The following is a 25,310-nucleotide window of genomic DNA, read 5'->3' as shown; positions in this document are numbered from 1 at the left end:
GAAGCGCAAAAAAATTCGCAATCCCTCCCTTGCACAGCGAAATGAAGAACTATGTTGATTCCGTCTAAATTAAGTCGTCCGGTCCGCCTTGAACACACTGTGGTTCGTGAGCGATTACTGGCGAAACTTTCCGGCGCGAACAATTATCGTCTCGCGTTGGTGACCAGCCCGGCTGGATACGGTAAAACCACGCTCGTTTCTCAATGGGCGGCGGGGAAAAATGACCTTGGCTGGTTCTCGCTGGATGAAGGTGATAACCAACAGGAGCGTTTTGCCAGCTATCTCATCGCCGCCGTTCAGCAGGCGACCGGCGGCCACTGTGCAGCCAGCGAGGCCATGGTGCAAAAGCGCCAGTACGCCAGCCTGCCTTCCCTCTTCGCTCAACTGTTTATCGAACTGGCCGACTGGCAGCGCCCGCTATTCCTGGTGATTGATGATTACCATCTGATCACCAACCCGGTTATTCATGATGCAATGCGCTTCTTCCTCCGCCACCAGCCGGAAAATATGACTCTGGTGGTGCTGTCGCGTAATCTGCCGCAGTTGGGTATCGCCAACCTGCGCGTACGCGATCAGCTGCTGGAAATCGGCAGCCAGCAGCTCGCTTTTACCCATCAGGAGGCCAAGCAGTTTTTCGATTGTCGTCTCAGTTCGCCTATTGAGGCCGACGACAGCAAAAGGCTGTGCGACGATGTTGCCGGCTGGGCCACCGCGCTGCAGCTGATTGCCCTCTCGGCGCGCCAGAACAACACTTCCGCGCAACACTCCGCCCGTCGTCTTGCCGGTATTAATGCCAGCCATCTTTCTGACTATCTGGTCGATGAGGTGCTGGATAACGTCGATCCGCGAACGCGTAATTTCCTGCTGAAAAGCTCGCTGCTGCGCTCAATGAACGATGCGCTCATCGTCCGCGTCACCGGCGAAGAGAATGGCCAGATGCAGCTGGAGGAGATTGAACGCCAGGGGCTATTCCTGCAACGGATGGACGATTCCGGCGAATGGTTCCGTTATCATCCGCTGTTTGGTAATTTTCTGCGCCAGCGCTGTCAGTGGGAGCTGGCGGTCGAGCTGCCGGAAATTCACCGCGCGGCGGCCGAGAGCTGGATGGCGCAGGGCTTCCCGACCGAGGCTATCCATCACGCCCTGGCGGCGGGCGACGCTAAAATGCTGCGCGATATTCTGCTCAATCACGCATGGGGCATGTTTAACCATAGCGAGCTGAGCTTGCTGGAACAGTCTCTCGCCGCGCTACCGTGGTCAAACCTGCTGGAAAATCCGCGGTTAATTCTCCTGCAGGCCTGGCTGATGCAGAGCCAGCACCGCTATAGCGAAGTGAATACCCTGCTGGCCCGCGCCGAGCAGGAGATGGATACGGAAATGGACACCGCCATGCACGGCGATTTCAACGCCCTGCGTGCCCAGGTGGCGATCAACGCCGGCGATCAGGACGAAGCCGAGCGCCTGGCGATGGTGGCACTTGATGAGCTGCCGCTGGCCAGCTACTACAGCCGAATCGTAGCGACCTCGGTACACGGCGAAGTGCTGCACTGCAAAGGCCAGCTGAGTAAATCGCTGGCGGTCATGCAGCAGACGGAACAGATGGCCCGCCGCCATGACGTCTGGCACTACGCGCTATGGAGCATGATCCAGCAAAGCGAAATCCTGTTTGCGCAAGGTTTCCTGCAGGCCGCCTGGGAAATTCAGGAAAAAGCGTTCCAGCTCATTCGCGAACAGCATCTGGAGCAGTTGCCGATGCATGAGTTTTTGCTGCGTATTCGCTCCCAGCTGCTGTGGGCATGGGCGCGGCTGGATGAAGCGGAAACCTCCGCGCGCAACGGCATGAACGTGCTTTCGTCCTACCAACCGCAGCAACAGCTGCAGTGCCTGACGCTGATGGTGCAGTGCTCGCTGGCGCGCGGCGATCTGGATAACGCCCGCAGCCATCTGAATCGCCTGGAGAATCTGCTTGGCAACGGTCATTACCATAGCGACTGGGTATCCAATGCCGATAAAGTCCGGGTGATCTACTGGCAGATGGTCGGCGATAAAGCCGCCGCGGCAAACTGGCTGCGTCAGACGCCCAAACCGGAATTCGCTAACAACCACTTCCTGCAGAGCCAGTGGCGCAATATCGCCCGCGCGCAGATCCTGCTCGGTGATTTTGATTCCGCTGAAATGGTGCTGGAAGAGCTAAACGATAACGCCCGCTCGCTGCGTCTGATGAGCGATCTCAACCGCAACCTGCTGCTGCTCAACCAGCTCTACTGGCAGGCCGGGCGTAAAAGCGAAGCGCAGAAAGCGCTACTGGAAGCGCTCACCCTCGCCAACCGCACCGGGTTTATCAATCATTTTGTGATTGAAGGAGAAGCGATGGCGCAGCAGTTGCGCCAGCTGATTCAGCTCAATACCCTGCCGGAGCTCGAGCAGCACCGCGCCCAGCGTATTCTGCGCGATATCAACCAGCATCATCGCCACAAATTCGCCCACTTTGACGAGAGCTTCGTCGAGCGGCTGCTGAACCACCCGGAAGTGCCGGAGCTCATCCGCACCAGCCCGCTAACCCAGCGCGAATGGCAGGTACTGGGACTTATCTATTCCGGCTACAGCAATGAGCAGATTGCCGGCGAGCTGGACGTTGCCGCCACTACGATTAAAACGCATATTCGCAATTTGTATCAAAAGCTGGGCGTCGCGCACCGCCAGGATGCCGTTCAGCATGCCCAGCAGTTGCTTAAAATGATGGGATATGGAGTCTAATTCCTGCGCGATCTGTGGAAAACTATTCTGTTTTACCTAAAACGCTAACGCATTGTTATGTCATTAAAAAAGCCAGCGAAACGATCCCCTCGCCCCTTCGGGGAGAGGGTCAGGGGAAGAACATGCGCAAAACAGCCCTCATTCCGGCCTTTTCCCGAGACAGAAGAGAATCACCACTTTACGTTTCCGGCGATACCGCAAAGTTTAATCGCGAACCTGAATAAGATAGCCAATATCACTCGGTTCACAGGTAAATCGGATCGGCAGAAACCGCTCAACCACCGCGATATTGGTCAGCAAATGCGCCGATACTTCCGCGACGGTAAACGCACCTTCGCCCGCCAGCGCCAGCGGTAATATCAGCTGGTCGGCCAGATATTCCCCCACAGCCGCTTTGCTTGCCAGATAGCGTTTGACCTGCGAAGCAAGCTGGTGCGCAACCTTTTCAGCACTCACGCCTTTGGAGCCAAAAGCCATAAACAGCTCCGTAAGATGTTCGCACTCCACGGTCAGCGACAGCGTATTTCCCGGCCCGGCGCCGCCCTCCAGCACGCGAATTTTTTTATCTGCCAGCGGCAGCCAGGCCTTCAGCGCTATCACTTCGCGCTCGCCAACGTGGTAAGGAACCGCCGCCAGCAGCGCTTCTGCGGTAAGGCAATTCGTTTCACCACGCGAAAGCAGCTGTAGCCCGCTGAGTGACGCACTCGGCGCCACTTCCGTTAGCGCGGCGCCACCCCCGGCCGGATAGAAGCCATGCTTGATCAAAGCCGTACGCTGGTTTATACCCATTTTCGCCAGCAGCGGCTCCCAGACGCGGCAAATGAAATCCGCGCTCGGGGCCGCCTGATTATGCGTGCCGCCGCTGACTTCGACGCGGGCCGGGCTATCGGCAAACCAGAGCGCCGGTAACACCGTTTGCAGCACCAGCATGCAGCTGCCCGCGCTGCCGATGGCAAATTTATACGCTCCGCCGCGAATCGGCCCTGGGACAAAACGCAGCCGCTGCGAGCCCAGCTCATCGCCGCTCAGCTGAGCGCTACAGATCTCGGCCGCCGCCCGTACCGCCGTGAGATGCTGGCGCAGCAGGCCCGGTTTAGCGCGACCGGCGCGGATGCCGATAATCTCAAACGGCTGGCCGGTTATCATCGACAGGCTCAGCGCCGAGCGCAAAATCTGCCCGCCGCCTTCTCCCTGCGCGCCGTCCAGCGTAATCATCCTTTTCATTACATTATCCTTTCACGCATACCACCTGACGCAGGGTATGCACAATTTCCACCAGATCGGACTGCGCGGCCATCACCGCGTCAATGTCCTTATAGGCCATCGGGATCTCGTCGATGACGTTTGCATCTTTACGGCATTCTACATGCGCGGTGGCGCGAATCTGATCCTCTACGCTAAACAGTTTTTTCGCTTTGGTACGGCTCATCACGCGTCCGGCGCCGTGGCTGCATGAACAGAACGACTCCGGGTTACCGAGTCCGCGAACAATAAAGCTTTTCGCGCCCATCGATCCCGGAATAATCCCGTACTGACCGCGCCGGGCGGATACCGCCCCCTTACGGGTAACGTAAATCTCCTTCCCAAAATGCTGCTCTTTTTGCACATAGTTATGGTGGCAGTTAATCGCCTCGCTCACCAGCGTAAAGGGTTTGTCGATGGTTTTACGCAGCGCCAGCAGCACATTTTCCAGCATCGCTTCACGGTTGGCGCGCGCATAATCCTGGGCCCAGCTCACCGCCCGAACGTAATCCACGAAATGCTCGCTGCCTTCAGAGAAATAAGCCAGATCGCGCGAGGGCAAGTTCGCAATATGCTGCTCCATATCTTTTTGCGCCATTTCAATAAAATAGGTGCCTATGGCGTTACCAATTCCGCGTGAACCGGAGTGCAACATCACCCAAACCTGCTGCGCCTCATCGAGGCAAATTTCAATAAAGTGGTTACCGGTTCCCAGCGTTCCCAGGTGCTTGTAGTTATTGGTGTTAAGGAAGCGCGGATATTTACTGGTTAGCCATTGAAACTCCGCATGCAGCGTTGACCAGTGCGCGTCAACGTTAGCCGGTGGATTTTCCCATGCCCCCGCGTCACGACGGCCCCGCCCGGTCGTCCGTCCGTGCGGCACGGCGGCTTCAATCGCACTACGCAATTCAGCAAGGTTATCCGGAAGATCCGCCGCCGTTAAGCTGGTGCGCAGCGCATTCATTCCGCAGCCGATATCCACGCCAACCGCAGCCGGAATAATCGCACCGAGAGTGGGGATCACGCTTCCGATTGTCGATCCTTTACCAAGGTGCACATCGGGCATAACGGCAACATGGTTGAAAATAAACGGCATCTTTGCCGTGTTAATCAACTGCTGGCGCGCTTCGTCTTCCACGGGTACGCCCTTGGTCCACATTTTCACCGGGGCGTTCTGGGTGGCCATCAATTCATAATTCATTGTCTTTTCTCATTTTATTAATAGGGCGGCGACAAGTTGTGAAGCAACTTAACGCCGGCTTAACCGGAGCCGCATCATGAGAACTTGCCGGCGCGTCATAACGGCGGAACGGAACTGAAGTAGATTAGCCATCTGATTTCCTGGTTCCGTTATTCTCCATGACAGTGTTTTTGCAACCTGCGTGCCAGATTATAAAAATAAAATTATTTGTTTGATTTTTATGGGTTATTTATTTTCACCCGCACTTCATTCAAAAAGACACTGCGTACGGGAAGCGAAAGTACGATAATTAAATATCGTCTTTTATAAGGAAATCTAAGATGCGCAAAACGGTAGCCTTTGGTTTTGTCGGTACGGTACTGGATTATGTTGGCCGCGGCAGCCAGCGCTGGGAGAAATGGCGGCCAACCTTATGCCTGTGTCAGCAGGAAACACTGGTTGTTCATCGCCTTGAGCTGCTTTACGACGCCCGTTCGCGCGGCTTGTTTGAGACCTTAAAGCAGGATATCGCCAGCGTATCGCCGGAAACGGAGGTCGTCGGCGTTGAGATGACCATCCGCAATCCATGGGATTTCGAGGAGGTTTACGCCTGCCTGCACGATTTTGCCCGCAGCCACCGGTTCCATCCTGAAGATGAAGACTATCTGATACACATCACCACCGGCACTCACGTGGCGCAGATCTGCTGGTTCCTGCTGGCCGAAGCGCGCTATCTCCCGGCGCGACTGGCGCAAACCTCCCCGCCGCGGAAAAAAGACAAGCCCCATACCCCGGGCGGCGTGACGATCATTGACCTCGACCTCAGCCGCTATAACGCTATCGCCAGCCGCTTCGCCCAGGAACGGGAAGAGACGCTTAACTTTTTGAAATCCGGTATCGAGACCCGTAACCCGCGCTTCAACCGCACGATCGAGAATATTGAGCGCGTCGCTATCCGCTCCCGTTCGCCGATTCTGCTGAACGGCCCCACCGGCGCAGGTAAATCATTTCTTGCCCGCCGCATTTATGAGTTAAAGCTGGCGCGCCATCAGTTTAACGGTCCGCTCGTCGAGGTGAACTGCGCCACCCTGCGCGGTGATACCGCAATGTCGACGCTGTTTGGCCATGTCAAAGGCGCTTTTACCGGCGCAAGGGAAGAACGGGCTGGCCTGCTGCGCAGCGCTAACGGCGGGATGCTTTTCCTGGATGAGATTGGCGAGCTGGGCGCAGATGAACAAGCGATGCTGTTGAAGGCCATTGAGGAAAAACGCTTCTATCCCTTCGGCAGCGACCAGCAGGTCAGCAGCGATTTTCAGCTCATCGCCGGCACCGTGCGCGATTTGCGCCAGCGGGTTGCGCAGGGCCAGTTCCGCGAAGATCTCTACGCACGTATTAATTTGTGGACCTTTGAACTGCCCGGTCTGCGTCAGCGCCAGGAAGATATCGAACCCAATCTCGAGTATGAAATGGAGCGTCACGCCGCGCTAACCGGCGACAGCGTGCGCTTTAATACCGAAGCGCGCCGCGCGTGGCTGACGTTCGCCACCTCGCCCCAGGCGGCGTGGAGCGGCAACTTCCGCGAACTGTCCGCCAGCGTGACCCGCATGGCGACCCTGGCGGAAAACGGTCGCATCACGGTAAGCACGGTGGAGGATGAGATTGAACGGCTGCGCTACAGCTGGAACGATCGCCGCCCCTCAGCGCTCGACGCGCTACTGGGGGCGGAGGTGGAAAATCTTGACCTCTTTGATCGCCTGCATCTACAAAACGTCATTGCCGTATGCCAGCAGGCAACAACGATTTCCGATGCCGGACGCCAGCTCTTTAACGTTTCACGCCTCGGCAAAGCAACGGTCAACGACGCGGATCGGCTGCGCAAGTATCTGGCGCGCTTTGGCCTGGGCTGGGAAATGCTAAAGGATCAGCACAGCTCCAGCTGAAGGTTGTTATCGGTAATCACCTTCAGTACCCCTGCGGGCGGCATCACATCGGTATAGACCGCATCAACCATGCTGATGCTGCCCATATTCACCATCGCATTGCGGCCGAATTTGGAATGATCAACCACCAGCATTACGTGGCGGGAGTTTTCAATAATCGCCCGTTTGGTGCGCACTTCGTGGTAGTCAAACTCCAGCAGCGAGCCATCGCTGTCGATGCCGCTGATGCCAAGAATGCCAAAATCGAGTCGGAACTGAGAGATAAAGTCGAGCGTGGCCTCACCGATAATACCGCCATCCCGGCTGCGCAGCTCGCCGCCGGCCAGAATGATGCGGAAATCCTCTTTCACCATAAGCGTATTGGCGACGTTGAGATTATTGGTGACGATGCGCAAATCGTTATGGTTAAGCAACGCATGGGCCACCGCTTCCGGCGTGGTGCCGATATCGATAAACAGCGTCGCGCCATCGGGAATTTCGCTCGCGACCTTACGGGCGATGCGCTCTTTTTCCTGGGTCTGGGTCGACTTCCTGTCGTGCCAGGACGTATTCACCGAGCTGGACGGTAGCGCAGCGCCGCCGTGGTGGCGCAGAATCATTTTCTGATCGGCTAAATCATTCAGGTCGCGGCGAATGGTCTGCGGGCTGACGGCAAACTGTTCGACCAGTTCTTCGGTACTGACGTATCCCTGTTTTTTTACCAGCTCGATAATCGCGTCATGACGTTGTGTTTGTTTCATGAAATATCCCTGGGAATCTCTACGTTCGTTTTCGCACATTCTGCGTATCAACAAACGCCATCGCCAGCCCGGTCACCAGACCAGCCACGTGCGCACCGTTCGCAATCGACATGCCGAAAACATCAAACCATCCAGCAACTAACCATACTAAGGAGAAGAGTATCAAGCCGCGCTGTAAATAAACGCCGCTCTGCGGATCGCGCTCGCCCCGTAGCCAGACATAGCCCATTAGCGCATAGACTACGCCGGAGAGTCCGCCAAACCACGGGCCGCTGAACTGATGCTGTACAAAGCCGCTCAGTAAGGCGCCGATCGCGGTAATCACCACCAGCTTGCCGCTGCCGATTCGCTTTTCTACCGCCCCGCCGAGGTACCACCACCATAGCAGGTTGAACAGAATATGCATCAGCGAGAAGTGCATAAGGGCATGGCTAAAGTAGCGCCAGACTTCAAATTTCAGCGAAGGATCGTAGGGCCAGGCCAGCAGCATCATGACCGGTTGATCGCCAATGACCGATTGCAGGACAAAGACGGCGATGCAGGCGAAGAGAACGCTCCAGGTAACCGGCCCGGCGTTGTGGCGAAGCGTCGCTAAAAAAGGGAATCGCTGGTAGTGCAGCCCGCTATTGGTGTGCCCCGACTGCCAGCTGGCGGCCAGATAGCGCGGATCGGCTGGATTTTCAAGAAATCGGGCCAGTTCGGCCTGCACGCGCGCGGCCTGGCTCTCGTCAGCCAGCCAGATATCGCTCTGCGTATGCTGCTGAATAGTCAAAATAATTCCCTGCGTCGCCATATAGTCGACAAACGCCTGGGCCACGCGCGGGTTGGCAAAAGAGGTAATCATTAACATGCAGCGGTTCGCTTATTCCACACAAAGGGGGATATTATAGCCACAACCTGCGCTAACGCCTAAACTGCGCCATGCGCGACTTCCGCCGGAAAATGCCGGTGCCAGGCATCAAACCCGCCGTCCACGCTGTACACCTTGTCGTAACCCTGCTGCAGCAGATACTGCGCAGCGCCCTTGCTGCTATTGCCGTGATAGCACATCACCATGACCGCCGTATCAAAGTCGTTGTCGCGCATGAACGCGCCCAGCGTATCGTTGGTCAGATGAAACGCGCCCGGCGTATGGCCCATCGCGAAGCTTTGCGGGTCGCGGATATCCACCAGCACCGCCGTCTGCTGATGCATTTTCTGGTGGGCTTCTTCTACGTTAATACATTCAAAGTGATCCATAAGCTCTCTTTTTTTCTACAGGCAGGCGACGAAACGCCCCGAATTTTAGCGCCTAGTGTACAGCCTGGCGCGAAATAAACGCCAATATGTTACACGCATCACTCTGAAATGTTTTTTTGATGTTACCAATGGCGCGATTGTTTGCTATATTGAGCGATATCGAACATTTGTGAGCTTAAACGAAAGTGTAAGAGGTAGCAGCGTGGAAACCAAAGATCTGATTGTGATAGGGGGAGGCATCAACGGTGCCGGTATCGCGGCAGACGCCGCAGGGCGTGGTTTATCCGTGCTGATGCTGGAGGCGCGCGATCTGGCCTGCGCGACATCCAGCGCCAGCTCAAAGCTGATTCACGGCGGGCTGCGCTACCTCGAACACTATGAATTCCGCCTGGTGAGCGAAGCGCTGGCCGAGCGTGAAGTGTTATTAAAAATGGCCCCGCATATCGCCTTCCCGATGCGTTTTCGCTTACCGCATCGCCCGCACCTGCGTCCGGCGTGGATGATCCGCATTGGCCTGTTTATGTACGACCATCTCGGTAAGCGCACCAGCCTGCCTGGATCAACCGGTTTGCGTTTTGGTACAGAATCAGTACTTAAACCTGAAATCGTGCGCGGTTTCGAATATTCCGACTGCTGGGTCGACGATGCGCGCATGGTGCTGGCCAATGCCCAGATGGTTGTGCGTAAAGGTGGAGAAGTACGCACGCGCACCCGCGCCATTTCAGCAAAACGTGAAAACGGTTTGTGGATTGTCGAAGCGGAAGATATTGATAGCGGTGAAAAGTTCACCTGGCAGGCGCGCGGTCTGGTTAACGCGACCGGCCCGTGGGTCAAACAGTTCTTCGACGAGGGGATGCACCTGCGTTCTCCGTACGGTATCCGCTTGATTAAAGGCAGTCATATCGTCGTACCGCGCGTACATACGCAGAAGCAGGCCTATATCCTGCAAAATGAAGATAAACGCATTGTCTTTGTGATCCCGTGGATGGACGAGTTCTCCATCATCGGCACCACCGACGTCGAATATAAAGGCGATCCAAAAGCGGTGGCGATCGATGACAAAGAGGTTAACTATCTGCTGAACGTCTATAACGCTCACTTTAAAAAACAACTCACGCGGGACGATATTGTCTGGACCTACTCGGGCGTGCGCCCGCTGTGCGATGATGAATCTGATTCACCGCAGGCGATCACCCGCGACTACACCCTCGATATTCATGATGAGAACGGCCAGGCGCCGCTGCTATCGGTCTTCGGCGGTAAGCTCACCACCTACCGTAAGCTGGCCGAACACGCGCTGGAGAAACTGACGCCTTACTACAAAGGCATTGGCCCGGCATGGACCAAAACTGCGGTGCTGCCCGGCGGCGATATCGGCGGCGACCGTGATGACTATGCGGCTAAGCTGCGCCGCCGCTTCCCGTTTATCAGTGAATCGATGGCCCGCCATTACGCCCGCACCTACGGCAGCAACAGCGAGTTGATCCTTGATAAGGCGACCTCGCTGGACGATCTGGGCGAACATTTCGGTCATGAGTTTTTTGAAGCCGAACTGCGCTATCTGGTTGAACATGAATGGGTTCGTTCACTGGATGACGCTATCTGGCGGCGGACCAAGCAGGGCATGTGGCTCACGGAGGAACAGCAGGCGCGCATTAGCGAATGGCTGGCGCAGCACGCGGGAAAGTCTGAGCTGTCGCTGGCGTCATAACAGCGTAAATAGTAACGGGGCCCGTAGGCCCCGTTTTTTTATGGCAACCCCGTTACAGCCTTACCGGATCGATATGCCAGATATGGTCGGCATACTCTTTAATCGTGCGGTCGGACGAGAAGTAACCCATATTAGCGATATTCAGCATCGCTTTATTGGCCCACTCCTCCGGATGACGGTACAGCTCATCCACCTTATCCTGACAATCCACGTAGCTACGGTAATCCGCCAGAACCTGATAGTGGTCGCCGAAGTTAATCAGCGAATCCAGCAGGTCGCGGTAACGTCCCGGTTCAGACGGACTAAACAGGCCGGTGCCAATCTGCGTCAGCGCCTGGTGCAGCTCTTCATCCTGCTCGTAGTAATCACGCGGTTTATAGCCATTGGCCCGCAGGGCTTCAACTTGTTCCGCCGTATTACCGAAGATAAAGAAATTATCCGCCCCAACGTGCTCCTGCATCTCAACGTTAGCGCCATCCAGAGTACCAATGGTTAACGCGCCGTTAAGCGCGAACTTCATGTTGCTGGTACCGGACGCCTCCGTCCCTGCCAGAGAGATCTGCTCGGAGAGATCCGCCGCCGGAATGATCAGCTGCGCGAGGCTAACGCTGTAGTTAGGAATAAATACCACTTTCAGCTTATCGCCAACTTCCGGATCGTTATTCACTACCGCCGCGACATCATTAATTAAATGAATAATATGCTTCGCCATATAGTAAGCCGAAGCCGCCTTTCCGGCGAAAATATTCACTCGCGGTACCCACTCAGCGTCAGGATCGGCTTTGATGCGATTGTAGCGAGTGATCACATGCAGCACGTTCATCAACTGACGTTTGTACTCGTGAATACGCTTGATCTGCACATCAAACAGAGCTTTCGGGTTGACGACCACGTTAAGCTGCTGGCCGATGTAGTTCGCCAGCCGCTGCTTGTTTTCCAGCTTGGCCTGGCGTACCGCCTGATTGACCTTCGGATAGTCGATATGCTGCTCCAGCTCCTTCAGCTGACTTAAATCCGTGCGCCAGGTATGACCGATATTTTCATCCAGCACTTTTGACAACGGCGGATTCGCCAGCGCCAGCCAGCGGCGCGGAGTCACGCCATTCGTGACGTTGGTGAAGCGCATCGGAAAAATTTTGGCAAATTCGGCAAACAGCGACTCAACCATCAGCCGGGAGTGCAGCTCCGACACGCCGTTGACCTTGTGGCTTACCACCACCGCCAGCCACGCCATACGGACGCGACGCCCGTTAGACTCGTCGATAATCGACGTACGACCCAGCATCGCCGTATCGTTGGGATACTGCTCCTGCAGGGTCTTCAGGAAATAGTCATTAATCTCGAAAATAATCTGCAAATGACGCGGCAGAATTTTACCCAGCATGTCGACGGGCCAGGTCTCCAGCGCTTCGCTCATCAGGGTATGGTTGGTATAAGAGAAGACCTGGCAGGTTACCTCGAACGCCTCATCCCAGCTGAACTTATGCTCGTCAATCAGCAGGCGCATCAGCTCCGGAATCGACAGCACCGGGTGCGTGTCATTGAGATGAATCGCGATTTTATCCGCCAGATTGGCGTAGGTTTTATGCAGCTGGTAGTGGCGGCTGAGGATATCTTGTACCGTCGCCGACACGAGGAAATACTCCTGGCGCAGGCGCAGTTCGCGCCCGGAATAGGTGGAGTCATCCGGATAAAGTACCCGCGACACGTTCTCGGAGTGGTTTTTATCTTCCACCGCCGCGAAGTAGTCGCCCTGATTAAATTTACCGAGGTTAATCTCGCTGCTGGCCTGCGCGCTCCACAGACGCAGCGTATTGGTGGCGTCGGTATCAAAACCCGGGATAATCTGATCGTAGGCTTCAGCAATAATCTCTTCGGTTTCCACCCAGCGTGAATGTTTACCTTCCTGCTGAATGCGGCCGCCGAAACGCACTTTATAGCGCGTATTGTGGCGCTCAAATTCCCACGGGTTACCATACTCCAGCCAGTAATCCGGGGACTCTTTCTGCCGCCCATCGACGATGTTTTGCTTAAACATGCCGTAGTCGTAGCGAATACCGTAGCCACGGCCCGGTAAACCCAGCGCCGCCAGCGAGTCAAGGAAGCAGGCGGCCAGACGCCCCAGGCCGCCGTTGCCCAGGCCCGGATCATTCTCTTCATCAATCAGCTCTTCAAGATTCAGCCCCATCTCTTCCAGCGCGCTATTCACATCTTCATAAATACCTAGCGATAACAGCGCGTTGGATAAAGTACGGCCAATCAAAAATTCCATCGACAGATAGTATACCTGGCGCACCTCCTGAGAGAGCTGCGCCCGGTTTGAACGTAGCCAGCGCTCAACCATGCGATCGCGAACGGCGAACAGCGTAGCATTAAGCCATTCATGCTTGTTCGCGATAGCCGGATCTTTACCGATAATAAACATCAGTTTATAAGCAATAGAGTGCTTTAACGCCTCAACGCTCAGGGTGGGTGATGAGTAGCTAAAAGGTACATTCATAGCTTTGCTCCTGGTTACAGCAAGCGTTGATAAAGTTCGCGGTAAGAGTTTGCGGCAACCTGCCAGCTAAAATCCATATTCATCGCCTGGCGCTGGACGTAACGCCAGAGCGATGGGCGCGACCACAGGACGAACGTGCGTCGAATGGCCCGCAGCAGCGACACAGCGTTGCTATCTTCAAAAACAAAGCCGGTAGCCAGACCGTCGGCGAGATTCTCCAGCGAGCAGTCGGAAACGGTGTCTGCCAGACCGCCGGTGCGCCGCACCAGCGGTAGCGTGCCGTACTTCAGGCCGTACAGCTGGGTCAAGCCGCACGGTTCAAAACGGCTGGGCACCAGAATCACGTCGGCGCCGCCCATAATGCGGTGAGAGAATGCCTCATGGTAGCCAATCTGAACGCCGACTTTGCCCGGATGCTCGGCCGCAGCGGCCAGGAAGCCCTCCTGCAGTACCGGATCGCCAGCCCCCAGCAGCGCCAGCTGACCGCCCTGCTCCAGCAGGCCCGGCAGCGCCTCCAGCACCAGGTCCAACCCTTTCTGGCTGGTCAAACGGCTAACCACGGCAAACAGCGGCGCTTTATCATCCACCTTCAGCCCCATGGCGATTTGCAGCTGACGTTTGTTCTCAGCCTTCTCTTCCAGCCGATCGCGGTCATAGCGCGCGGCCAGCAGCAGGTCGCTTTCCGGATTCCAGATATGATCATCCACTCCGTTGAGGATCCCCGAAAGGCGGCCCTCATGCTGTCGCTGGCGCAGCAGCCCTTCCATCCCGTAAGCGAACTGCGGCTCGGTGATTTCGCGGGCATAGGTTGGACTAACCGCCGTAATATGGTCGGCGTAGTAAAGACCCGCCTTCAGGAAGGAGATCTGACCGTTAAATTCGAGGCCATGAACGTTATAGAACGACCAGGGCAGCTCAATGTCGTTCATATGCCACGAGTAGAACATCCCCTGATAGGCCAGGTTATGCACCGTAAAGACTGACTTCGCCGGGTGGCCGCGCGCCGCCAGATAGGCAGGGGTCAGCCCCGCATGCCAGTCGTGGGCGTGAACAACATCGGGACGCCAGAAAGGATCCAGGCCGCAGGCCATCTCGCTGCCTACCCAGCCCAGCAGCGCGAAGCGCAGCACGTTGTCGGTATAGGCATGCTGATTGGTATCGTGGTAAGGGCTCCCCGGACGATCGTAGAGATGCGGAGCATCAATCAGATAGATGCCCACGCCGTTAAAGTGGCCGAACAGTAAAGTGATACGCCCGGCAAACGTCTCCCGGCGCGTTACCACCTGCGCATCCGTCACGCCGCGGCGGATATCAGGAAACGCGGGCAGCAGTACGCGCGTATCAACGCCCCCGGCAATTTGCGCTGCAGGCAGCGCGCCGATCACATCCGCCAGTCCACCGGTTTTTAACAGCGGGAACATCTCTGAACATACATGTAATACCTGCATTAGCGCTCCTGTGGGTACCCCAATTTCCGCAGCATGTCGCGGGTGACCAGCACGATACCTTCCTCCGAGCGGTAGAAACGGCGTGCATCCTCTTCCGCGTTCTCACCAACAACCATACCTTCCGGTATCACGCAGGCACGGTCAATAATGCAGCGACGCAGGCGGCATGAACGGCCAACCCAAACCTCTGGCAGCAAGACTGCCGAATCAATATTACAGAATGAATTCACCCGCACGCGCGGGAACAGCACCGACTGCACAACCACCGAACCGGAGATGATACAGCCGCCGGAGACCAGCGAGTTGAGGGTCATCCCGTGGCTACCCGAGCGGTCCTGAACGAATTTCGCCGGAGGCAGAGGCTCCATATGGGTGCGAATCGGCCAGTTCTGATCGTACATATCCAGTTCCGGGGTCACCGAAGCCAGATCGAGGTTGGCTTTCCAGTACGCTTCCAGGGTCCCGACATCCCGCCAATAGGGCTCAGACTGCGGATCGGACTGCACGCAGGAAAGCGGGAAAGGATGTGCATAAGCCATGCCAGCTTTGGTGATTTTCGGAATGATGTCTTTACCAAAATCGTGGCTGGAGCTTTCATCGCTGTCGTCTTCTTCCAGAAGCTCATAAAGGTAATCCGCGTCAAAGACATAGATACCCATACTCGCCAGCGATTTGCTCGCATCGCCCGGCATCGCCGGAGGGTTAGCCGGTTTTTCGACGAAATCGATAATCTTATCGCTCTCGTCCACCGCCATTACGCCGAACGCCCGTGCTTCTTCAATAGGCACCGGCATACAGGCAACGGTGCAACGCGCGCCTTTTTCGACATGGTCGATAAGCATCCGCGAGTAGTCTTGTTTGTAGATATGGTCGCCGGCGAGGATGACGACATACTCCGCCTTGTAGCGACGAATGATGTCGAGGTTCTGCGTCACCGCGTCCGCGGTGCCGCGATACCAGTTTTCTCCCTGCATCCTTTGCTGGGCGGGCAGCAGGTCAACAAATTCGTTCATCTCTTCATTGAAAAAAGACCAGCCGCGCTGAATATGCTGCACCAGAGTATGCGATTGATACTGGGTGATGACGCCGATACGACGAATACCTGAGTTAATACAGTTAGATAACGCAAAATCGATAATACGGAACTTGCCGCCGAAATGGACAGCAGGTTTCGCGCGTTTATTGGTCAGATCCTTCAGACGGGTACCACGTCCCCCGGCAAGGATCAGCGCAACGGATTTGATCGGCAACTGACGCGCCAGCATCAATGGATCGTTCTTTTCTACCCCAACCATAATTAACTCCTTTTTTACTCCCCAGCTTGCCTGCCCTTCTCGTCGCGCCGCCGCTTCGAGACCAACCGGAAGCCCCGAGGTTACGACCTTTGAAATACGCACACTCCGTGCGCGGGCCCATGCCAGACAGCCATAGTGACCGGATTATCCTCTCCGGCGAAAGGTGGAATGGCGCGCCATTCCCCCGCGGGTAAAACCATCTCTGCCACCTCGGCGGTGGCGTTCAGCGCCATCAGCCAGCGATCGGACAATATGATCTGCATGCGCGGCGCACCGTGCTGCCATTCATCAGCGGACAGCGGCTGAGCATGTTGGTTTAACCAGCGAACGCTGCCGTCTCCCTCCTGCCACCAGCAATTATCGGTTAAAGCCGAAATACGCTGGCGCAGATGAATCAACGCGGCGGTGAACGCGGTCAGCCCGCGGTTAGTATGGTTCCAGTCCAGCCAGGTCAACGCATTGTCCTGACAGTAAGCATTGTTGTTACCATGCTGGCTGTGACCGTGTTCGTCACCCGCCAGCAGCATCGGCGTTCCCTGCGCCAGCAGTAGCGTCGCCAGAAGAGCGTGAACGCTGGCACGGCGCCGCTCAATGACGGCAAGACTCCCTTCTAATCCTTCTATACCATGATTGTTGCTGTAGTTATTGTTAGTCCCATCGCGATTCTCCTCCCCGTTTGCCTCATTGTGTTTCTGATTGAAACAAACGCAGTCGCGCAGGGTGAAACCATCGTGCGCGGTGACCAGGTTAATCGCCGCCGACGGCGCTCTGCCGTTACGCTGGAAAACGTCGCTCGATGCGGCAAAACGCAGCGCGAAGTCGCCCAGCGAGACGTTCTGCTGTAGCCAGAATCGACGTGCGGTATCGCGGAAATGGTCGTTCCACTCAGCAAACAACGGCGGAAAGTTACCGACCTGGTAGCCCCCGGGACCGATATCCCAGGGCTCGGCAATCAGCTTCACTTCCGCCAGCCGCGGATCGTTACGAATGGCCTCAAACAGCGGCGCATCCTGACGAAACTCTGGCGTCCGCCCCATTACCGAGGCGAGGTCGAAACGAAAACCGTCGACGTGGCACTCATCGACCCAAAAGCGCAGACACTGGCGCGCATACTCCACCACCCCGGGATGGCTGAGGTTGAGGGTGTTCCCGCAGCCGGTCCAGTTGTGGTAATCACCGTCTTCCCTGATCCAATAATAGCTACGGTTGTCGATTCCGCGCAGGGAGAAGGTCGGCCCTTCCAGGTCTATCTCCGCGCTATGGTTCAACACCACGTCAAGGATCACTTCAATACCTGCCGCGTGCAGCGCTTTTACCGCATCGCGAAATTCGTTTAACGCCTGCTCCGGCGCGCTGGCGTAGCGCGTATCGAGGGCAAAAATCGCCAGCGGGTTGTAGCCCCAATAGTTGCTTAACCCCATCCTCTGCAGACGCGGTTCGCTGGCGAACTGCGCCACCGGCATTAACTCTAGTGCAGTAATGCCGAGCGCGCGGAAGTATTCGATCATCACCGGATGACCCAGCGCTTTGTAGGTGCCGCGGATCTCTTCCGGCAGCTCAGGGTGCAGCCAGGTCAGCCCCTTGACGTGGGCTTCATAAATCACCGTCTGGCCCCACGGCGTGCGCGGCGGCTTATCGCCGCGCCAGTCATAATGGAGGTCGATTACCCGCGACTTCGGCGCTATTGCCGCGCTATCGCGGTTATCGGGAACGCTATCGCCGCCGTGAAGTCGCTCGTCGTCAGGCAGTCCGCCATCCACCTGGTGGCAGCAGGGATCGAGCAGCAGCTTTGCCGGATTGAAACGGTGCCCCTGCGCCGGGTCCCAGGGGCCGTGGACGCGGTAGCCGTAGCGCAGACCTGGCCCGACATCGGCGAGCCAGCCGTGCCAGATATCGCCGCTGCGTGCGGCTAGGTCGACTCGCCGCTCATTGCCCTGCTCGTCAAACACGCAGAGTTCCACCCGCTCCGCATGGACGGAAAAGAGCGCGAAATTCACGCCCTTACCGTCGTAGCTGGCCCCTAAAGGCGCGGGCTTTCCTGCCGTGAGTGCGATCATTGCGCCTCCCGCACCAGCCATACCGTCGCCAGCGGCGGCAGCGTAATGGAGAGCGAGTGTTCACGACCGTGGCTGGCGATCGGGTCGCTCTCGACGACGCCGCCGTTGCCGGTATTGCTACCGTGGTAGTGCATAGAGTCGGTGTTCAGCTCTTCACGCCAGCGGCCAGGCTGGTTGATGCCAAAGCGATACTCATGGCGCGGCACTGGCGTGAAGTTGCTGGCGACGATAATTTCGTTACCCGCCCTGTCGCGACGAACAAAGATAAAGACCGAGCGCTCGTGGTCGTCCACCACCAGCCATTCAAATCCGTAGGGGTCAAAATCCAGTTCATGCAGCGCTTTATGGTGGCGATAAGTATGGTTGAGATCGCGCACCAGCCGCTGAACGCCGTGGTGCCAGTTATCGCCGCCTTCCAGCAGATGCCAGTCGAGGCTTGTATCGTGGTTCCACTCTCGCCCTTGAGCAAACTCATTGCCCATAAACAGGAGCTTTTTACCGGGGAAGGCAAACAGCCAGCCGTAGTACGCGCGCAGGTTAGCGAACTTCTGCCAGGCATCGCCCGGCATACGGTCGAGAATCGATTTTTTGCCGTGCACGACCTCATCATGAGAGAGCGGCAGGACAAAGTTTTCGGTGTAGTTGTAGAGCATACCGAAGGTCATCTTGTCGTGATGATGTCGGCGATGCACCGGGTCCAGCTTCATATAGTCGAGGGTGTCGTGCATCCAGCCAAGGTTCCACTTGAACCAGAAGCCGAGCCCGCCGGTGGAGGAAGGACGAGACACGCCGGGGAAATCGGTCGACTCTTCCGCCATCGTCACCGCGCCCGGCGTCTGCTCGCCCAGCACGCGGTTGGTATTGCGCAGAAACTCAATGGCTTCAAGGTTTTCCCGACCGCCGAATTCGTTCGGCACCCACTCGCCCTGTTTGCGGCTATAGTCGCGATAAATCATTGATGCCACCGCATCAACCCGCAGCGCGTCAATGCCGAAGCGTTCGATCCAGTACAGCGCATTGCCGACCAGATAATTACTGACCTCGCGACGACCGTAGTTGTAAATCAGGGTGTTCCAGTCCTGGTGGTAGCCTTCGCGCGGGTCGCTATGTTCATACAACGAGGTGCCGTCAAACGAGGCGAGCGCGAAATCATCCGCCGGAAAATGGCCGGGTACCCAGTCCAGAATCACGTTCAGGCCCGCAGCGTGCGCGGCGTTGATAAAGTAGAGGAAATCCTCCCGGGTGCCGAAGCGACGAGTTGGCGCATATAGCCCGGTTGGCTGATAGCCCCAGCTGCCGTCAAACGGATGCTCATTAACCGGTAGTAGTTCAAGATGGGTGAAGCCCATCCATTTGGCATAAGGCACCAGTTGGTCGGCAAGCTCGCGGTAGCTCAGCCAGAAGTTATTATCGGTATGGCGACGCCAGGAGCCGAGGTGCACCTCATAAATCGAGATTGGCGCATCAAACTGGTTAGCCAGCTTGCGCTCCGGCGGCTGCTGGACCTTTTCCGGCAGCCCGCAGATGAGCGAGGCGCTATCCGGGCGCATCTGCGCTTCAAAAGCGTAAGGGTCGGACTTCACCCGCAGGTTGCCGTGGGCATCAATCAGCTCGAATTTATACAGCTGGCCGTTCAGCGCGCCGGGAACGAACAGCTCCCAGATGCCGGACTCTTTACGCAGGCGCATCGGGTGGCGGCGACCATCCCAGTAGTTAAACTGGCCGACGACCGACACCCGACGGGCGTTAGGCGCCCAGACCGAGAAACGCGTGCCGACCACGCCGTCCATAGTATCGGCATGCGCGCCCAACGTTTCATACGGACGCAGGTGCGTGCCTTCCGACAGCAGCCAGACATCCAGATCCTGCAGCAGCGGGCCAAAACGATACGGGTCATCGATCAGATTCTGCTGCCCGTGCCAGGTGACAGCCAACTGATAACGAAAAGGATTTTTACGACGCGGCAGAACGCCGCTAAAGAAACCGCGCGAGTCGAGGCATTCCAGCTTGCCGACTTTGCGTCCGGTTTTTGGTTCAATGACCCACACTTCGGTGGCATCGGGTAATAATGCACGAACTTCCAGCCCGGCGTCGGTGTAATGCATGCCAAGCACGGAAAAAGGATCCGCAAAATGGCCGGCGATAAGCGCATTAATCACGTCCTTATCGATACGATTAGACATGGTTTCATCCTGTTGTAGGTGTCGCCCTTTCCTGTATCTGGCGACTTTTTTTTGACCTGAACGGCGCAGCACGTTACGCGTCCCCCTGCTCCGTCCCACCTTCAGGTAAGGAGACGTCATGACTCCTTACTTAAAGCATAGCCAAGGCTGAGTTACCTCCGTTGGGAAAAATCTAACATTCGCGTTTACTCCTTGTATTACGCAAAAAAAAGGGGTGTTTCAACACCCCTTTTCTCATCTTGTGACGACTACGCCAGCTGTCTTAGCATACGGCGGAGCGGCTCGGCGGCCCCCCACAGTAGCTGGTCACCAACGGTGAACGCCGACAGATACTCCGGCCCCATATTCAGTTTACGCAGGCGCCCCACCGGGGTGGTCAGGGTGCCGGTGACGGCAGCCGGGGTCAGCTCACGCATAGTAATATCACGATCGTTCGGCACCACTTTGGCCCACGGGTTGTGCGCGGCCAGCAGTTCTTCAACGGTCGGAATAGAAACATCTTTTTTCAGCTTGATGGTAAACGCCTGGCTATGGCAGCGCAGCGCGCCAACGCGAACGCACAGGCCGTCTACCGGAATCGGTGAGGCGGTCGCGAGGATTTTGTTAGTCTCCGCCTGGCCTTTCCACTCTTCACGGCTCTGGCCGTTATCCAGCTGTTTGTCGATCCATGGGATCAGGCTGCCCGCCAGAGGAACGCCAAAGTTATCCACCGCCAGTTCGCCGCTGCGGGTCAAAGAGGTGACTTTGCGTTCAATCTCCAGGATTGCGGAAGCCGGATCCGCCAGCTCAGCCGCAACATGGCTGTGCAGCTGGCCCATCTGGGTCAGCAGTTCGCGCATATGACGCGCACCGCCGCCGGAAGCCGCCTGGTAAGTCGCCACGCTCACCCACTCAACCAGATCCTGAGCAAACAGGCCGCCGAGGGACATCAGCATCAGGCTAACGGTACAGTTGCCGCCGACAAAGGTTTTAACGCCGTTGTTCAGACCTGCGGTAATGACATCCTGGTTCACCGGGTCAAGAATAATGATGGCGTCGTCTTTCATGCGCAGCGAAGAGGCGGCGTCAATCCAGTAGCCCTGCCAGCCGCTTTCACGCAGCTTCGGGTAAATATCGTTGGTGTAATCGCCGCCCTGACACGTGACAATAATGTCCAGCGCCTTCAGTGCTTCCAGATCGAATGCATCCTGAAGCGTGCCACCGGTACTGCCACCAAAGGATGGAGCAGGCTGCCCCAACTGGGAGGTGGAGAAAAAAACAGGGCGAATGGCGTCAAAATCGCGCTCTTCTACCATGCGTTGCATGAGGACAGAGCCGACCATTCCGCGCCAGCCGATAAAACCAACATTTTTCATAACGTATTCCTGCGAGGTGTGTGCTGTTTGTTCCAGGCCAGTTTCCTACTGGTTAGTCCTTCACATTACAAAATGCAGCTAAAGTCGCAAGTGAAATTAATCAATGATTGCCAGGCAATCAGTAACGCAGCTAATTTTGCCTGGCGGCCGCCGTCACTGGCACCCCGGAATACCCGAATAATTATCAGGGAATTTAGATTGAGAAGGGAATATTTTCCGCCGCTATTTTATTGATCAAGATTATGGATTACAGCAGAAATTGGGTTGTTTTATTCTTGCGGAGAAGACCGAAAAAACCAGGCGTGGCGTGGGTTTGTGAGCCGTATGACGTTTATCGTATTTCTGATAGTGGCAGATCGGGAGAGGGTTAAAGCTAAAGGTTTTCGATATAAGTCGAGCATGAAATTAACCCGGCATCGCTTCGCTCCGCCGGGTTATCACTTTGGCGTTTAGCTCAACAGCGTAAACGCAATCATACCAACAATCGCCCCGACGGTGCCGAGGATGGTTTCCATCATCGTCCAGGTTTTCAGCGTTTGCGCTTCGGTCGCGCCGGTAAACTTGCCGAACAACCAGAAGCCCGCGTCGTTAACGTGGCTGACCACGATAGAACCGCCGGCGATACAGATAGAGAGCGCCGCCATCTGCGCGCCGCTGTAGTGCAGCTGTTCAATAACCGGCATCACCAGCCCGACTGCCGTCAGGCAGGCAACGGTCGCGGAACCCTGAATAATACGCACCGCCGCCGCCAGCACGAAGCAGGTGATGGCAATCGGCAGGCCCATACCGGTTAACGCTTCACCGAGGGCAGGGCCTACGCCGGAGTCGACCAGCACCTGTTTAAACACCCCGCCCGCACCGATGACCAGCAGGATGATGCCCGCAGGCTGGAGCGCATGACCGCAAATCTCCATCACCCGATCTTTAGCCATTCCCTGACGTACCGCCAGACCATAGATAGCCACCAGGCACGCCACCAGAATCGCGGTAAACGGATGGCCGATAAACTCAAACCATTCGTAAGCGGTAGAACCTTCCGGCACAAAGCGCGCGGCGATGGTTTTCAGGCCAACCAGCACCAGCGGCAGCAGAATCAGCGACAGGCTGAAGCCGAACGACGGCATTTTGCCTTCGCCAAGGTGTGGCTCGCTAATATCGTCCGGAATGTGCAGTTCAACATAGCGGCTGATGAAGTTACCCCACAGCGGCCCGGCAATAATCATCCCCGGGATAGCGGCGCACAGGCCAATCAGGATCATCCAGCCAAAGTCGGCATGCATCTGCGAGGCGAGCAGCATCGGCGCAGGCCCCGGCAGCAGGAACGCGGCCGCGGCGGCTACGCCAGCAAACAGCGGGATCACCAGCTTCACAAGGTTGGTGCCGGTATGGCGCGCCATTGAGAAAGCCACGCTGATCAGCAGCACGATCGCCACTTCAAAAAACAGCGGCAGCGCGCAGATAAGCCCGGCCAGACCTATCGCATAATGGGCGCGATTGTGGCCGAAAGATCTCAGCATCTTAACGGCAATCTGGTCGACCGCGCCGGTTTCATGCAGGATCTTACCAAACATAGCCCCTAACGCGACGACGATAGCCAGAAAACCCAGCGTGCCGCCCATGCCTTTTTCCATCGTCGCCGCGATCTTATCTAACGGCATTCCGGAAAAAAGCCCTGCTCCAATAGAAACCACCATCAAAGCCACGAAGGCATGCATACGCGCCTTCATGACTAAAAACAGCAGCAGCAAAACGGAGCCGACTGCTGTCAAAACAAGCGTTAATGTACTCACTAGTTACTGCCTTTGTTGATCACCTCAATGGTGCTGGCGACCACGCCTTCCAATGACTGGTCGATATCGACGATTAACACATCGCTTTCATCCGCGCCCGGTTCCTGCAGCGTCTCAAACTGCGTAACCAGCATCTGAGTCTTAAAGAAGTGGCCTTTACGCGCCTTCAGACGTTGTTCGATAACCGCAAAATCACCTTTCAGATAGATAAAGGAGAGGTTCGGGTTACCTTTACGCAGGATGTCGCGATAGCTCTTTTTCAACGCGGAGCAGACAATCAGCGACACTTTATTGGTGCGCTGCATAGCAAAGGCGGCATCGTTCAGCGCCTGCAGCCACGGGGTGCGGTCGTCGTCATTTAACGGTTCGCCGGAAGCCATCTTGTTGATATTGCTGCGCGGATGAAGAAAGTCGCCGTCGAGAAACGCGGCGTGCAGTTGATGCGCCACTTCGCTGGCGACAGCGGATTTCCCGCTGCCGGAAACGCCCATCAGGACATAGATGTGGTGATCATGGTTAGTCGTGCTCAAAGCTTCCTCCCACTGGACACATACGCGCAGCCTGGCAGCGTTTAACGGCGTGGAATACTGGCGTACAGATTAATTGTTACGGGTAACTGTTATCGGTAACATTGTCATGCCGGAGTAGTGGAGAAGCAATAACCATTCGTGCCAGATGTGAATATGTGTGATCTACTTCAAATTTGTCAGTTTAAATAGATCCGCCCGGTGACAATGTGAAACCTAAATCTAACATCTTAGGCGTCACCGCTTCACCGCGTATCCGCGCCAGCAGACGTTCAGCGCCAATCCGCCCCATACGCTCACGCGGCGTCAGCACGCTGGCCAGACGCGGCTCCATCACCTGACCAATATCGTGGCCGTGGAAACCGGCAATCGCCATATCGTCAGGGATTTTAAGCCCCAGCCGCTGGCACTCAAACGCTGCGCCGACCGCAAGGTCATCGTTGGTACAGAAAATGCCGTCAAGCTGCGGATATTCGCGACGCGCCTGGCGCATTAGCTCAATTCCCGATGAATAAGAAGAAGACTGCTCAACCATCACGCTGTAGGGCGTCATACCGGCATCAAGCATCGCTTGCTCATACCCCTTCTGTTTGATGATAGTACGTTCATCAAGACGTGCGCCAAGATAGGCAACGTGACGGTGACCATGATTGATAATCGCCGCGGTCATCTGTCTGGCCGCTTCAAAGTTATCAAAGCCGACGGCGATATCGAGGCACGGCGACTGACTGTCCATCAGCTCCACAACCGGGATACCCGCGACTTCAATCATCTTCAGGGTTCGCGGCGTATGGGTCCGTTCGGTAAGGATCAGGCCGTCAATATTCCAGGAGAGCATCGATTCCAGGCGTTTTTCTTCCATTTCCGGCTTATAGCCGTAGTGCGCCAGCATAGTCTGATAGCCGAAAGAGTCGGTTACGCTTTCAATACCGCGCAGCACTTCCGAGAAGACCTGGTTAGTTAACGAGGGCAGCAGCACGCCAATGGCGCGGCTGGTCGCATTAGAGAGGATATCAGGGGCGCGATTAGGAATATAACCCAGTTCATCGAGAGCAACGGCAATCTTGCCACGCAGCGCTTCGGAAACCTGTTCCGGGTTACGTAAATAGCGACTGACCGTCATTTTGGTCACGCCGACAAGATCGGCTACATCCTGAAGTACGGGTCTTTTCTTTTTCATCGTCCTGACTGTGATAAACGGGAGACATTTTCTCAGTTTATCACGGACAAAGCCCAACCTTCCCGGAGAAAAGAGGGCTAACAGATTAATTTAGAGTGGATACGCAAAATCATTCAAGTTGCATTGAGGCGGCAACGCAACGAACCCCCGGAAGCGTACAAGGGGT

17 protein-coding genes are annotated in these 25,310 nt (G+C 56.3%); 3 read left to right on the top strand and 14 right to left on the bottom strand.

From position 1 onward, the window contains the following. Window positions 1–51 precede the first annotated feature (51 nt). On the top strand, window positions 52–2,757 hold the full coding sequence (gene malT, locus KO1_RS07815) for an HTH-type transcriptional regulator MalT (RefSeq protein ID WP_016810016.1): 2,706 nt from the start codon (window positions 52–54) through the stop codon (window positions 2,755–2,757). Window positions 2,758–2,961: 204 nt separating this feature from the next. Here malT and rtcA read toward each other — a convergent pair whose 3' ends face one another. Both rtcA and KO1_RS07805 read right to left on the bottom strand, forming a co-directional pair. Then, window positions 2,962–3,981 (bottom strand): RNA 3'-terminal phosphate cyclase, encoded by a 1,020-nt coding sequence (gene rtcA / locus KO1_RS07810; protein WP_047720555.1) that lies wholly within the window; start codon window positions 3,979–3,981, stop codon window positions 2,962–2,964. 4 nt (window positions 3,982–3,985) lie between these two features. Further along, the gene (locus tag KO1_RS07805) at window positions 3,986–5,200 is read right to left on the bottom strand and encodes an RtcB family protein (protein ID WP_016810018.1); all 1,215 of its coding nucleotides are present in this window, start codon (window positions 5,198–5,200) and stop codon (window positions 3,986–3,988) included. Window positions 5,201–5,520: 320 nt separating this feature from the next. Here KO1_RS07805 and rtcR point away from each other — a divergent pair, with 320 nt between their 5' ends. Beyond that, entirely contained in the window at window positions 5,521–7,119 is a 1,599-nt protein-coding gene (gene rtcR, locus KO1_RS07800) for an RNA repair transcriptional activator RtcR (protein WP_047720552.1), read from the top strand. Here rtcR and KO1_RS07795 read toward each other — a convergent pair. Genes KO1_RS07795 through glpE form a run of 3 tightly spaced genes read right to left on the bottom strand, consistent with a single transcriptional unit; the run spans window position 7,101 to window position 9,098 of the window. Next, complete coding sequence (locus tag KO1_RS07795) at window positions 7,101–7,859, bottom strand: DeoR/GlpR family transcriptional regulator (RefSeq protein ID WP_004106478.1); 759 nt, start codon at window positions 7,857–7,859, stop codon at window positions 7,101–7,103. The two genes, rtcR and KO1_RS07795, sit on opposite strands and share 19 nt — an antisense overlap. A gap of 19 nt (window positions 7,860–7,878) precedes the next feature. Further along, window positions 7,879–8,709, bottom strand: coding sequence for a rhomboid family intramembrane serine protease GlpG (gene glpG, locus KO1_RS07790; RefSeq protein ID WP_004116008.1), 831 nt, complete (start codon window positions 8,707–8,709; stop codon window positions 7,879–7,881). 59 nt (window positions 8,710–8,768) lie between these two features. Beyond that, window positions 8,769–9,098 carry a thiosulfate sulfurtransferase GlpE gene (gene glpE, locus KO1_RS07785; RefSeq protein ID WP_004106481.1) on the bottom strand — a complete coding sequence of 110 codons (330 nt, stop codon included), beginning with the start codon at window positions 9,096–9,098 and terminating at the stop codon, window positions 8,769–8,771. A gap of 202 nt (window positions 9,099–9,300) precedes the next feature. On the opposite strand from glpE, the gene glpD reads away from it, so the two are divergent. Continuing rightward, window positions 9,301–10,809, top strand: a complete 1,509-nt coding sequence (gene glpD, locus KO1_RS07780) for a glycerol-3-phosphate dehydrogenase (RefSeq protein ID WP_023321714.1) — start codon at window positions 9,301–9,303, stop codon at window positions 10,807–10,809. Between the two features lie 52 nt (window positions 10,810–10,861). Here glpD and glgP read toward each other — a convergent pair whose 3' ends face one another. From glgP to gntR, 9 genes are all read right to left on the bottom strand, one after another. Next, the gene (gene glgP, locus KO1_RS07775; protein ID WP_004106484.1) at window positions 10,862–13,309 is read right to left on the bottom strand and encodes a glycogen phosphorylase; all 2,448 of its coding nucleotides are present in this window, start codon (window positions 13,307–13,309) and stop codon (window positions 10,862–10,864) included. Window positions 13,310–13,323: 14 nt separating this feature from the next. Beyond that, window positions 13,324–14,757 (bottom strand): glycogen synthase GlgA, encoded by a 1,434-nt coding sequence (gene glgA / locus KO1_RS07770; protein ID WP_004106486.1) that lies wholly within the window; start codon window positions 14,755–14,757, stop codon window positions 13,324–13,326. Then, the gene (gene glgC, locus KO1_RS07765; protein ID WP_004106488.1) at window positions 14,757–16,052 is read right to left on the bottom strand and encodes a glucose-1-phosphate adenylyltransferase; all 1,296 of its coding nucleotides are present in this window, start codon (window positions 16,050–16,052) and stop codon (window positions 14,757–14,759) included. The genes glgA and glgC overlap by 1 nt, the downstream gene beginning before the upstream one ends. An 80-nt stretch (window positions 16,053–16,132) precedes the next feature. Beyond that, window positions 16,133–18,109: a glycogen debranching protein GlgX gene (gene glgX, locus KO1_RS07760; protein ID WP_064406867.1), complete on the bottom strand. Its 1,977-nt coding sequence runs from the start codon at window positions 18,107–18,109 to the stop codon at window positions 16,133–16,135. Then, the gene (gene glgB / locus KO1_RS07755; RefSeq protein WP_004106491.1) at window positions 18,106–20,292 is read right to left on the bottom strand and encodes a 1,4-alpha-glucan branching enzyme; all 2,187 of its coding nucleotides are present in this window, start codon (window positions 20,290–20,292) and stop codon (window positions 18,106–18,108) included. Before glgB ends, glgX begins: the two co-directional genes overlap by 4 nt. Before the next feature lie 248 nt (window positions 20,293–20,540). Then, window positions 20,541–21,647 carry an aspartate-semialdehyde dehydrogenase gene (gene asd / locus KO1_RS07750; protein WP_004106493.1) on the bottom strand — a complete coding sequence of 369 codons (1,107 nt, stop codon included), beginning with the start codon at window positions 21,645–21,647 and terminating at the stop codon, window positions 20,541–20,543. 449 nt (window positions 21,648–22,096) lie between these two features. Next, complete coding sequence (gene gntU, locus KO1_RS07745; RefSeq protein ID WP_004106495.1) at window positions 22,097–23,437, bottom strand: gluconate transporter; 1,341 nt, start codon at window positions 23,435–23,437, stop codon at window positions 22,097–22,099. Next, a complete protein-coding gene (gene gntK / locus KO1_RS07740) occupies window positions 23,437–23,967 on the bottom strand; it encodes a gluconokinase (RefSeq protein WP_004106496.1) in 531 nt (176 codons plus the stop codon). Before gntK ends, gntU begins: the two co-directional genes overlap by 1 nt. 181 nt (window positions 23,968–24,148) lie before the next feature. Next, window positions 24,149–25,144 carry a gluconate operon transcriptional repressor GntR gene (gene gntR / locus KO1_RS07735; RefSeq protein ID WP_004106498.1) on the bottom strand — a complete coding sequence of 332 codons (996 nt, stop codon included), beginning with the start codon at window positions 25,142–25,144 and terminating at the stop codon, window positions 24,149–24,151. Window positions 25,145–25,310 lie beyond the last annotated feature (166 nt).

Source organism: Klebsiella oxytoca NBRC 105695, assembly GCF_001598695.1.
Lineage (GTDB): Bacteria > Pseudomonadota > Gammaproteobacteria > Enterobacterales > Enterobacteriaceae > Klebsiella > Klebsiella oxytoca.
This window is presented reverse-complemented; position numbering and strand designations above follow the sequence as displayed.